The sequence below is a fragment of the Halotalea alkalilenta genome, from assembly GCF_001648175.1.
GTDB lineage: Bacteria > Pseudomonadota > Gammaproteobacteria > Pseudomonadales > Halomonadaceae > Halotalea > Halotalea alkalilenta_A.
Window position 1 is genome coordinate 364120 of record NZ_CP015243.1, and the last position, 12261, is coordinate 376380.

Annotated in this window: 10 protein-coding genes; 9 read left to right on the plus strand and 1 reads right to left on the minus strand. The window is 66.6% G+C overall.

What is annotated here, in order from left to right; translation table 11 throughout:
* Positions 1-157 precede the first annotated feature (157 nt).
* Both A5892_RS01660 and A5892_RS01665 read left to right on the plus strand, forming a co-directional pair.
* Positions 158-1543 carry an APC family permease gene (locus A5892_RS01660; RefSeq protein WP_064124240.1) on the plus strand — a complete coding sequence of 462 codons (1386 nt, stop codon included), beginning with the start codon at positions 158-160 and terminating at the stop codon, positions 1541-1543.
* Between the two features lie 68 nt (positions 1544-1611).
* A complete protein-coding gene (locus A5892_RS01665) occupies positions 1612-1965 on the plus strand; it encodes a DUF3817 domain-containing protein (RefSeq protein WP_082890215.1) in 354 nt (117 codons plus the stop codon).
* A gap of 58 nt (positions 1966-2023) precedes the next feature.
* Here A5892_RS01665 and A5892_RS01670 read toward each other — a convergent pair whose 3' ends face one another.
* Positions 2024-2947, minus strand: coding sequence for a LysR family transcriptional regulator (locus tag A5892_RS01670; RefSeq protein ID WP_064121313.1), 924 nt, complete (start codon positions 2945-2947; stop codon positions 2024-2026).
* A 171-nt stretch (positions 2948-3118) separates the two neighbouring features.
* On the opposite strand from A5892_RS01670, the gene A5892_RS01675 reads away from it, so the two are divergent.
* From A5892_RS01675 to A5892_RS01705, 7 genes are all read left to right on the plus strand, one after another.
* Positions 3119-4711: an ABC transporter substrate-binding protein gene (locus A5892_RS01675; RefSeq protein ID WP_064121314.1), complete on the plus strand. Its 1593-nt coding sequence runs from the start codon at positions 3119-3121 to the stop codon at positions 4709-4711.
* A gap of 22 nt (positions 4712-4733) precedes the next feature.
* Positions 4734-6224: an amidase gene (locus A5892_RS01680; protein ID WP_064121315.1), complete on the plus strand. Its 1491-nt coding sequence runs from the start codon at positions 4734-4736 to the stop codon at positions 6222-6224.
* Between the two features lie 50 nt (positions 6225-6274).
* Positions 6275-7555: an NAD(P)/FAD-dependent oxidoreductase gene (locus A5892_RS01685; protein WP_064121316.1), complete on the plus strand. Its 1281-nt coding sequence runs from the start codon at positions 6275-6277 to the stop codon at positions 7553-7555.
* A gap of 274 nt (positions 7556-7829) precedes the next feature.
* The gene (locus tag A5892_RS01690) at positions 7830-8783 is read left to right on the plus strand and encodes a substrate-binding domain-containing protein (RefSeq protein ID WP_064121317.1); all 954 of its coding nucleotides are present in this window, start codon (positions 7830-7832) and stop codon (positions 8781-8783) included.
* A 55-nt stretch (positions 8784-8838) separates the two neighbouring features.
* Positions 8839-10338: a sugar ABC transporter ATP-binding protein gene (locus tag A5892_RS01695; protein WP_064121318.1), complete on the plus strand. Its 1500-nt coding sequence runs from the start codon at positions 8839-8841 to the stop codon at positions 10336-10338.
* Positions 10328-11287: an ABC transporter permease gene (locus A5892_RS01700; protein WP_082890216.1), complete on the plus strand. Its 960-nt coding sequence runs from the start codon at positions 10328-10330 to the stop codon at positions 11285-11287. Before A5892_RS01695 ends, A5892_RS01700 begins: the two co-directional genes overlap by 11 nt.
* Before the next feature lie 140 nt (positions 11288-11427).
* The gene (locus tag A5892_RS01705) at positions 11428-12246 is read left to right on the plus strand and encodes an HAD-IIA family hydrolase (protein WP_223302765.1); all 819 of its coding nucleotides are present in this window, start codon (positions 11428-11430) and stop codon (positions 12244-12246) included.
* Positions 12247-12261 lie beyond the last annotated feature (15 nt).

Genomic DNA, 12261 nt, shown 5'->3' on the forward strand with positions numbered 1-12261 from the left:
CGGCGCACTTGCACCATGGTCTTGCCAGCACAGGGTTTAATCCTTCGCTCATTTCCTTCTCTTCAGCTTGGCGTAGAACTAACGCCCAGGGTGCAGTGCCGCGTGCATTGCACTCCATCCAGCCGGAAGCTGCGGCAATGCCACGGAGAGCATGATCATGACCCAACAGGACGGCGTCGAACATACCCCGCTGAAGCGCGTGATGGGCCCCAAGCTGCTGCTGCTGTTCATCGTCGGCGACATTCTCGGCACCGGGATCTACGCACTCACCGGTGAAGTCGCCGCCGAGGTCGGCGGTGCCGCCTGGCTGCCCTTCCTGGTGGCCTTCGGGGTGGCGCTCCTGACCGCCTTCTCCTATCTCGAGCTGGTCACCAAGTATCCCAAGGCCGCCGGGGCGGCACTCTACGTGCACAAGGCTTTCGGCGTGCACTTCATCACCTTCATCGTCTGCTTCACCGTGATGTGCTCCGGTCTGACCTCAGCCGCCACCGCCTCGCGGGCGTTCTCGGCCAACCTGTTCGTCGCCGTTGGCGTCGATGCGGGTGCGGGTCTGGTAACACTCGGTGCGCTGGGTTTCATGCTGCTGGTGATGCTGGTCAATTTTCGCGGCGCCTCCGAGAGCGTGAAGACCAACGTGGTGCTGACCCTGATCGAGCTCAGCGGCCTGCTGCTGGTGATCCTGGTCGGCATCTATGCGATCAGCGGCGGCCAGGCGGACTTCTCCAGGGTAGTGGCGTTCGATACCCCCGAGGACAAGAGTGTGTTCCTCGCCGTCACCTCGGCGACCGCGCTGGCTTTCTTCGCCATGGTCGGCTTCGAGGATTCGGTCAACATGGCCGAGGAGACCCATGATCCATCGCGGATCTTTCCGAAGATCATGCTCACCGGGCTCGGGATCACCGCCTTCATCTACGTGCTGGTATCGATCTGCGCGGTCGCGCTGGTACCAGTGGGCGAACTCGCCGCCAGCAGCACGCCCTTGGTGCTGGTGGTCGAGCGCGGCGCGCCGGGGCTGCCTGTCGGCGCGCTGATGCCGATCATCTCGATGTTCGCGGTGGCCAACTCGGCGCTGATCAACATGATGATGGCAAGCCGGCTGCTCTATGGCATGGCCCGCCAGGGCGTGCTGCCGCACTTCCTCTCCCATGTCCACAGCACCACGCAGACACCCTGGAGCGCGATCCTGTTCACTACCGCGCTGGCGCTCGGACTCATCGTCTTCGTCTCCAACGTAAGCTCCCAGGCAGTCAGCGTGCTGGGAGGCACTACCGCGCTGCTGCTGCTCGGTGTATTCGCCTTCGTCAATGCAGCGGTCCTGGTGCTGCGCCGCGACCGGGTCGCGCACGAGCACTTCAAGATCAATCGGCTGTTTCCCTGCCTCGGGGTGCTGGTCTGCCTGTTTTTGGTCACCCCCTGGACCGGACGCGACCCATTCCAGTACGAGGTCGCCGGCTGGCTGCTCGCCCTTGGCGTTGTGATGTGGGGGGTGACGCTGATCACTCATCGCCGGCGTGCACGGCTCGATCCCGGCCGGCTGGAGTAAATCCCGATCCGGCGGTGCGTGCCTGGGCTACAATCGGCGTCTTCGCCCACACCGCCCAAGGACCAGACATGCAAGGCACGCCCTCGGACCCGACCCACCGCCAGCCGCAGGCGGGCCTCGCACCGGCTCGCCTGCGCCGCCTGCGTCTCGCCGCGCTGATCGAAGGCACCACCCTGGTGGCCCTGCTGCTGCTCGCCGTTCCGCTCAAGCATCTCGCCGGGCTGCCCGGCGCCGTCTCACTGATTGGCCCGATACACGGCGTAGCCTTCCTCGGCTATCTCGCCCTGGTGCTTCACGCCTATGCCGGTGGCGGCTGGCGAGCCGGCGAGATCGCGCGCCTGATCATCGCCGCCTTCATCCCCTTCGGCGCTTGGTTCTCGATCCGCCAGCTCAAGCGCAAACAGGCAAAAGCGTATGCCTAGCGCCCACCCCGATCGATGAGATGTCCCGCCGTCCAGGCCAGCCCTAGCTACCAGGGTCTCAGCCCGCTCGAGGCGCAGCGACGCTGAAGCTCGAACGCGCCAGCTCCACGAACGCGGCGACCCCGGCCGGTAGCGTCCTGCCGGCAAGGGTGAGAATCTCGATGAAGCGGGCGCCGAGCTCGGTCTCATCGATCGGGATCACTCGATAGCGCTCGGCGTCGGTGCGATGGCGCACGGTGAGTTCGGCGCATAGCGCAATGCCGCCACCGTCGAGGGCGAAGTGGATCAGGGCATTGAGATAGTTGCTGGTGAAGACCGGCTCGAGCAGCACCCCTTGCCGCGCGCAGGCCAGGTCGAACAGCTGGCGAACCGAGGTGTGGCCATGGGGCAGCGCCAGCGGATAAGCGACGATATCGGAGAGCGCGAGTCTCTCGCGGCCGGCCAACGGGTGGTCGTGAGCGACCAGCGCGTGGATCGGCGCCGCGGCACGCGCCTCGACCCGTACCTCGCGTCGCGGCCGGTGGTTGTTGGTGAAACCGATGTCGACCTCGCCTTCGCTAACCAGCCGAGTGACCTCCTCGACCGCACAGCTGTTCAAATCGACGTTGACCCCTGGGTGGTCGGCGAGAAACAGCCGGACCAGATGCGGGAGAAAATCGATCGCCATGCCCTCGACGCTGGCGAGCCGGACCCTGCCGATCTGACGCGCCTCGAGCGCGGCGATCTCCTCCATCAACCGCTGGGCCTCGAGGCGCTCGCGGCGCACGTGTGTGGCGAGCAGCTCGCCGGCGCCGCTGGGCACCATGCCCTTGGCCCGGCGCTCGAACAGCCGGGCGCCGAGCTCTTCCTCGAGCCGCGAGATCTGACGGCTGATCGCCGAGGGCGCGACGTTCAGCTGCGCCGACGCCCGGTTGATCGAGCCGTGCTTGACCACCTCGAGGAAGTAGCGCAGCGCGGTCTCTTGGAGCGATCGCGTGTCCATCTTGCGTTCTCGTCACAGGCATTGCCGTGCAGGCAACGGGGGAGTGTCCAAATTGATCTAACGACAATACCCGCGATCTCGCTAGGATCAAATCCTCCCCCGCTCTCTGCTTCTCTGACCTGCGGTGGAACACCGAGCTTCGACTCCAATCACAAGATAGGAAGCCCGAACATGTCTTCATTGTCCTTCCCACGTACCTGGCGGCACTGGCTACCCGTTGCGGCAATCACGCTGCTGATCTCCTTGCCCGCCGAAGCCACTACCCTGCGCACGGTGATGCATTCCGCGCTGCGCACCCTCGATCCGGTGGCAAGCAGCGCGACCATCGTGCGCAACCACGGCTACATGGTGTTCGACACCCTGCTGGGGGTCGACGACCAGCTCGAACCGCGCCCGCAGATGGCCGACTGGCAGGTCTCCGACGATGGCCTCACCTACACCTTCACCCTGCGCCCGGACCTCAAGTGGCATGACGGCACGCCGGTGACGGCGGCCGACTGCATCGCTTCGATCAAACGCTGGGCGAGCTACGACGCCGGGGGCCGGGTGATGATGACCAAGGTCGCCGCGCTCACCCCGCTCAATGATCAAAGCTTCGAGCTGCGTCTCGATGCACCGTTCGGCGAGGTGCTCAACCTGCTCGCCAAGCCCTCTGCGGTGCCCGCCTTCATGATGCCGGAGCGGCTGGCTTCGACCCCGTTCGGAGAGATGATCCCCGAGCAGATCGGCTCCGGGCCGTTCCGCTTCGTCGCCGACGAATTCCAGCCCGGCGTGGTGGTGGTTTACGAGAAGTTCGACGACTACGTGCCGCGCAGCGAGCCCGCCAACGGCACCGCCGGCGGTAAGCAGGTCAACGTCGACCGGGTCGAGTGGGTCAACATGCCCGACGCCCAGACCGCGATCAACGCCCTGCTCTCTGGCGACGTCGACTACATCGAGCGCGCACCGATCGACCTGCTGATGCTGCTCGAGAACCAGGACGGCATCCACACCGAGGTGCTCGACCGGCTCGGGATGCAGATCGAGGCGCGCATGAACTTCCTCCATCCGCCCTTCGACGACGTACGGATCCGCCGCGCCGCACTGCTCGCCATCGGCCAGCAGGACGTACTCGACGCGCTGATCGGCGATCCGCGCTATTACCAGGCGTGCGCGGCGATCTTCGGCTGCGGCACGCCCTATGCCTCCGAGAGCGGTGGCGAAACGCTGCTCAGCGGCGGCGACATCGAAAGGGCGCGCCAGCTGCTCGAAGAAGCCGGCTACGATGGCACACCGGTGGTGATCCTGCAGCCCACCGACGTCGCCACCCTCGCCCCCCAGCCGGTAGTGGTCGCCGACGCCCTGCGCCGGGCAGGCTTCAACGTCCAGCTCGAACCGATGGACTGGCAGACCGTGGTCAGCCGCCGCGCGAGCCAAGCAGCGCCGGCGCAGGGCGGTTGGAACCTGTTCATCACCAATTCGAACATCGACAGCATCTGGAATCCGTTGATCAACTCGCTGCTCACCGCAAGCGGCAGCGAGAGCAGCTGGTTCGGCTGGCCGACCGACCCGGATCTCGAGCAGCTGCGCGCCGACTTCGCCAGCGCCGAGGATGAAGCGGATCGCGTCGATATCAGCGAGCGGGTCCAGCGTCACGCGCTCGACCAGGTGATCTACGTCCCGCTCGGCCAGTTCCGTAATGTCGCCGCCTGGCGCGATGCGCTCGACAACGTGCTCAGCGGACCAGTGACCGCATTCTGGCAGCTGGACAAGCAAGACGACTGACTCCGACGAGAGAGGTATCCCGATGGAACCCTGTGATCTCAGTGCCAGCCAGGCGCGCCGGCTGATCGGCACCAAGCGGCTCTCGCCGGTCGAGCTGGCGCAAAGCTGCATCGCGCGAGTCGAGGCGGTCAACCCGGCGGTCAACGCGCTGGTCAGCCTCGATTTCGAGCGCCTGAATGAGGCGGCTCGGGAGGCCGAGCGGCAGGTCCAGGCCGGAGAGCCGCTCGGCGCGCTGCACGGCCTGCCGCTGGCGGTCAAGGACATGGTCGATGTGGCGGGTCTGCCTACCACCTACGGCAGCCCCGCCTATGCCGACAATGTCGCCCGCGCGGACGACCCGATGATCGCCCAGCTGCGCAGTGCCGGTGCCATCGTGATGAGCAAGAGCAACAATCCCGAGTGGAGCGCTGGTGGCAACACCCGCAACGCAGTGTATGGGGCGACCGGCAACCCCTTCGACCCGAGCCGCTCGGCGGCGGGCTCCTCCGGGGGCTCGGCCGCCGCACTGGCCTGCGGGATGGTCCCGCTGGCCACCGGTTCGGACACCGGCGGCAGCCTGCGCAACCCGGCGGCGTTCTGCGGCGTGGTCGGCTTTCGCCCCTCCCCTGGCGTCGTGCCGGGCCACGGTCGCGGCATGGCGCTGCTGCCGCTCTCCACCAGCGGGCCGATGGCCCGCTGCGTCGAGGATGTCGGCCTGATGCTCTCGCAGATGATCCGCCCCGACCGCCGCGACCCCTGGGTCTCGGTGGTCGAGGGTCGTGGCCACTACCAGGGCGAGGCGTTCACCCGCCTGCCGAACGTCGATCTCTGCTCGGCCCGGATCGCGGTGACCCATGACTTCGGCTTCGCGCTGACCGAGCGCCGGATGCGTGCCACCTTCGATGCCAAGCTCGCCCGCTTCTCCTCGGTGTTCGCCCGGGTCGAACAGACCCACCCAGACTGCGCTGGCGCCGATGACACCTTCGCGGTGCTGCGCGCCCTGCTGTTCTCTGGCCCGCACCGCCGGCTGCTCGAATCGCGCCCGGAGCTGGTCGGTCCCAACATCCGCGCCAATATCGAGGAGGCCTCGCGCTACGACGCCTTCGACGTGGTTCGTGCGCTCGAGCAGCAGACCACGCTGTACCGCGGCTGGCAGCGCTTCTTCGAAGATCACGACTTCATCCTCGCCCCCGCGGTGACCATCGCGCCACGCGACTGGCACGAGCTCTATCCCACCGAGATCGACGGCCAACCGACCGAGAGCTATTACCATTGGCTGGGAATGGCCTACGCCTCGACCCTGGCGGGCCATCCCTCGATCAGCCTGCCGCTCGGGGTCGATGAGCAGGGATTGCCGTTCGGGCTCCAGATCATCGGCCGCCGCGGCGAAGACCTCGCCACCCTCGGCTTCGCGCAGGCGCTCGAACGGCTGTGCGCCGGGGATTCAGAACTCGCCGCACCCCGCCCCGACATCGCCGCGCTCGCCCGCGCACCGCGGCTGAGCGAGAGCGCGGATTTCTACGGTTTCGGCTGAGAAGTTCCGTTTGCGCAGCGCTCACGGTCGATGCGAAGGTGGAGCCAACGATGATCGCCGCCGAGCGGGCGCAAGGAGATAGCGAAGTGGCCAAGCCTGAAGTGATCGTACTCGGTGGCGGGATGATCGGTGTCTGCACTGCGCTGCAGCTGCGCCTGCGCGGTGCCGAGGTGGTCCTGGTCGACCGTCGGGCGCCGGGGCTCGAGACCTCGTACGGCAACGCCGGGATCATTCAACGCGAGGCGGTCGAGCCCTATGCCTTCCCGCGCAATCTGGCTGCGATACTCAAGGTCGCGCGCAAGGGCGGCGTCGACGTCAACTACCACTTCACCGCGTTGCCGAGGCTCGCGCCCCAGCTGGCGCGCTACTGGTGGAGCTCGGCGCCGCGGCGCTATCCGCGCGCGGTCGAGGCCTATGCGCGCCTGATCGCGCACTCGATCGACGAACATGCGCCGCTGATCGAGCGCTCGGGTGCCACCGCGCTGATCCAGCAGCGCGGCTGGCGCCAGGCGTTTCGCAACCCGGCGCTACTCGAGCGCGAGCTCGAGGACGCCCAGCGGCTGGAGCGGGATTTCGGCGTTACCCACCAAGCGCTGGATGCCGATGCGCTGGCGAGCGCCGAACCCGCGCTGCGCGAGCGCCTCGCCGGCGCGGTGCATTGGACCCAGCCGTGGACGGTGCGCGACCCAGGCGCCTTGGTGGAGCACTATGCCGAGCTCTACCAGCGTCTCGGCGGCGGCCTGGTCGAAGGCGATGCCGCCACGCTGCGCAGCGAGAACGGCGGCTGGCGGGTCGATACCGTCGATGGACCGATAGCGGCCGCCCAAGCGGTGGTCGCGCTCGGCCCCTGGTCGGCGCAGCTGACCAGCCAGCTCGGCTATCGTCTGCCGCTGTTCGTCAAGCGCGGCTATCACCGCCACTATTCGAGCGACGGCCCGACGCTCGAGATGCCGCTGCTCGACACCGACAACGGGGTGATGCTCGCGCCGATGGCGCGCGGGCTGAGGCTGACCACCGGCGCCGAATTCGCCCAGCTCGGCGCGCCCTCCTCGCCGGTGCAGCTGATCAAGGCCGAACGTATCGCCCGTCGGCTGCTGCCGCTCACAACCGCGCTCGAGCAGACACCCTGGCTCGGCAACCGCCCCTGCACCCCCGACATGCTGCCGGTGATCGGCCCCGCCCCGCGCCATCGCGGGCTGTGGTTCCATTTCGGCCACGCGCACCAAGGGTTCACCCTGGGCCCAGCGAGCGGAAGGCTGCTCGCCGAGCTGATCCTCGGCGAGCAGCCTTATCTCGATCCCACCCCCTACAAAGTCGAGCGGCTACTTTAGCGCCGCTCGTTTTCAATCCTGCGCCTTTCTAACCCTGTACTTCGATCAAATGATCACCCAATGATCTAATACCTTAAGCGTATCCCTGCGCCCGGAAGCCAGCAATATTGCGGGCGCTCTCCCTTCCGCTGACCAAAGTCTACGTTGTGATCGACGCGGCCTTGGCGTTTATGTCTGATCGAACGCCTATTCATATGATCGATGCTCAAGCATATGAAAACAGGCAGGTGGCGCCGCACCAAGCGCCGCATCTCTCGTCGCCGCGGAGGTTGCCATGAAGAGTCGAATCATCCCGCTGTTGCTTGCCGGCGCGCTGTTCGCCACACCCGCGTTCGCCCAGCAGGGCCCTGGCCAGCAAAAAGCCGACAGCTACCGCTTCGTGCTGGTGCCCAAGGTGGTCCATCCCTGGTTCGACAAGGTCAACCAGGGCGCCCAGCAGGCAGCCGCGGCGATCGAGGCGCAGAGCGGCTCCAAGGTGGAGATCCAGTACTCGGCGCCTCAGAGCGCCAGCGTCGCCGAACAAAACGAGATCATCGAGCGGGCGATCTCGACGCGCCCGGACGGCATCATCGTCGACCTGCTCGACCCGAGCGGCAACCGCTCGGTGCTCGAGGAGGCAGCGGAACAGGGCATCCCGGTCACCCTGTTCGACTCGATCAATCCGGAGGGGATGAGCCTCACCACCGTCGGCAGCGACTTCTGCGAGCAGGCCAACATGGCCGCCAATCGGCTGGTCGAGCTGCTCGGTGGCGAGGGCAAGGTAGCGATCATGATGGGCGTGCCGACCGCGCCGAACCACGCCGAGCGCGCGCGCTGCGCCAGGGCCACGTTCGACGCCCACGAAGGCATCGAGGTGGTCGCCACCGGAGTCGACAACGACGACATCAACACCGCCCAGCAGCAGGCCTCGGCGATCATGCAGGCGCATCCCGACCTCGACGGCTGGGTCGCCGCCGACGCCGCCGGGCCGGTAGGAATCGGCCAGGCGATCAAGGAGGCCGACAAGGTAGGCGAAGTCCAGCTGGTCGGCCTCGACGATCTCAACCAGATGCTGGTGCTGATCCAGGAAGGCGTCGCCGACTCCTCATCGGCCTCGCGCCCGACGATGCAGGGCTACTGGTCGGTGATCAACATGTGGCAGCAGGCCACCGGCGCGCTGCCACCGAACCATATCGACACCGGCAACGTGATGATCACCCCGGAAAATGTCGAATCCTTCATGCAGTGATGAGCGCCACCGCGCGGACGAGGCCGCTCGTCCGCGCCCGGGGAGGAATCGAACGATGGCCTATCTGCGTATCGAGGGAGTGGGCAAGGAGTTTCCAGGGGTCAAGGCGCTCGACGACGTGAGCCTCGAGCTCTCGCTCGGCGAGGTGCACACCCTGGCGGGGGAGAACGGCGCGGGCAAGTCGACGCTGGTGAAGATCCTCACCGGCACCGAGCGGCCGACCCAGGGCCGGGTGCTGATCGACGGCCGCGATCCGCAGCAGGAAGGCGCGCTGTTCAAGACCATCGCCTACGTGCCGCAGGAGATCAATCTGTTCACCAACCTGAGCGTGGCGGAGAACCTGTTCATGCCGTTCTCCCGCTCCCATGCCGGCCGCTGGCTGTTCGACCGGCGCGGACTCGAAGCGCGCACCCGGCCCTGGCTCGAGCGCTTCAAGATCGCCGCGCAGCCGAGCGACAAGGTACGCGACATCTCGATCTCGGATCAGCAGCTGCTGCAGATCGCCCGCGCCTGCACCCAGGAGACGATGAAGGTACTGATCCTCGACGAGCCGACCTCCTCGTTGACCGACACCGAGGTGGCGAGGGTATTCGAGGTGGTGCGCGAGGTGATCGCGGCGAACTGCGCGGTGGTGTTCATCTCGCACAAGTTCGACGAAATGTTCGAGATCAGCGATGTGATCAGCGTGCTGCGCAATGGACGCAAGATCGCCACCCGACCGGCCGGCGAGCTCGATCATCGCCAATTGGTGACGCTGATGTCGGGCCAGGAGGTCGACATCACCGCGCGGATGCAGCCCGAGGGTCCGCTCGGCGACACCCTGCTGAAGGTGGAAGGGCTCTGCGGTCAGGGTTTCGAAGAGGTCTCGTTCGAGCTGCGCCGCGGTGAGATTCTCGGCTTCGCCGGTCTGGTTGGCGCCAGGCGCTCAGAAGTGATGCAGACGCTGTTCGGCTTCCTCCCCGCCCGCGCCGGACGCGCCACGCTCGCCGGGGAGCCGTGGCGGCTGGGCGACCCGCACTACTCGGTGTCCCATGGGCTTTTCTATCTCTCCGAGGAGCGCAAGTACCACGGCATCTTTCCCGGCCAGAGCGTGCGCCGCAACATCGGCATGGCACTGCTGCGCGACACCAGCCGCTGGGGCGTGATCGACGCCGGGCGCGAGCGCCGCGAGGTGGCCAAGATCATCGCCGACTACGAGATCAAGACCCCGACGATGGCGAGGAACATCGCCTTGCTTTCCGGCGGCAACCAGCAGAAGGCGATCATCGGCCGGGCGATGGCTTGCGCGCCTCGGGTGCTGATCTTCGACGAGCCCACCAAAGGCATCGACCTGCGCACCAAGATGGAGATCTACCGGCTGATGAAGGCACTCGCCGAGCGCGGGGTGGGCGTGGTGCTGGTGTCGTCGGAAATGGAGGAGCTCAAGCGCTGCGCCAGCCGCATCGTGACCATGTACGAAGGCCGGGTCAGCGGCGAGTTCGACATCATCGACGCCAGCAGCAGCGCGCTGGTCGCCGCCATCCACGGACAACGGAGGAATGATCATGCTGCGTAGGATGATGGGATTCATGGTGCTCAATCCGCTGAGCGGCGTGATCGCCGTGCTGGCGATCATCGTCCTGGTCGCAAGCCTGCTCTCGCCCAACTTCCTCACCAGCTACAACATGATGATCATCGCGCGCTCGTTGGCGTTCATCGGCCTGATCACCATCGCCCAGTCGATGCTGATGATCCTCGGCGAGCTCGATCTGTCACTCGGTGCCATCGGCGGCTTCTGCGGGGTGATCGGCGGCATCCTGATGGTCCAGGTCGGCCTGCCGCCCTGGCTCGCCTTCGCCCTCTGCCTACTGATCGGTGCGCTATTCGGGCTGGTCAATGGACTGCTGGTCACCGTGCTGCGGCTGCCCTCGCTGGTGCTGACGATCGGCATGGCCGGGGTCTACGGCGGCCTCAACCTGGTATTGACCCGGGGCGTGGCGATCACCGGCATCCCCTCTTCGATCGGTTTTCTCGGCACCGGGCGCTGGCTGGGCCTGCCTATACCGTTCTGGATCATGCTGGTGTTCCTCGCCATCGCCTCGTTCATCACCTTGAAGACCCCGTTCGGCCGCTACATGTACGCGGTTGGCAGCAACGCCCCCGCCGCGCGGATGCTCGGCATCCATGTCGACCGGGTGCGGGTCGGCGTGTTCGCCTTCGCGGGCTTTCTCGCCGCGCTGGCCGGAATGCTGATGGTCGCCCGGCTCGGCTCCGCCCAGCCGTCGATCGGCGACTCCTGGGTGCTCGGCCCGATCGCAGCGGCGGTGATCGGCGGCGTGCCCACTACCGGCGGCATCGGCACCCCGCTGGGGGCGATCTTCGGCGCGGCGATCATCGGCGTGATCGAGAACATCATCGTACTGTTCGGCATCTCACCGTACTGGCAATCGATGGTCAGCGGCGCGATCGTGGTACTGGCGATCTCGCTCGACGCGATTTCGCGGCGCTACTTCAAGCGTGAATGAGATGCCCGACCGAGCGAGCCGGTGCAACGCACGGCGCATCGCGTTCGCTCCGAGCTCAAGACCCGGCCCGCGGCTTTGCTACACTCAAGGCCGACGGCCGGGCGCCCAGGCTCGGCGTGGCCCCATCGGGAGATTCGAGAGTGAGCGAACGCAACATCAAGTCGTGGCTGACCGACATGGACGGCGTGCTGGTCCATGAGAACAAGGCGATTCCCGGCGCTGCCGAGCTGATCCAGCAATGGCAGGAGCGTGGCACCCCTTTCCTGGTGCTGACCAACAACTCGATCTACACCCCGCGCGATTTGAGCGCCCGGCTGCGCTACAGCGGCCTCGACGTACCCGAGGATCGAATCTGGACCTCGGCACTGGCCACCGCCGCCTTCCTCAAGGACCAGACCCCCGGCGGCTCCGCGTTCGTGATCGGCGAGGCGGGGCTTACCACCGCGATCCACGAAGCCGGCTTCATCATGACCGACGCCAACCCGGACTACGTGGTGCTTGGCGAGACCCGTTCCTACTCGTTCGAGGCGATCACCAAGGCGATCCGCCTGATCAACAAAGGCGCCCGCTTCATCGCCACCAACCCCGATGCCACCGGCCCCAGCGCCGAAGGCCCGCTGCCCGCCACCGGCGCGGTCGCCGCACTGATCACCCATGCCACCCACCGCACCCCGTACATCGTCGGCAAACCCAACCCGATGATGTTCCGCTCCGCGCTGAACAAGCTCGGTATCCACTCCGACGGCACCGGGATGATCGGCGACCGCATGGACACCGATGTGGTCGCCGGCATCGAGGCCGGATTGCATACCGTGCTGGTGCTCAGCGGGATCGCCGACAGGGCCGAGATCGAGCGCTACCCCTTCCGGCCCAAGGAGGTGCTCGACTCAGTGGCCGACCTGCTGGACAAGGACGGCAAAGCCACCAAGGCGGAGAAGGCGCAAACGAAGAACGGGTGAGCGGATGAACTTAGG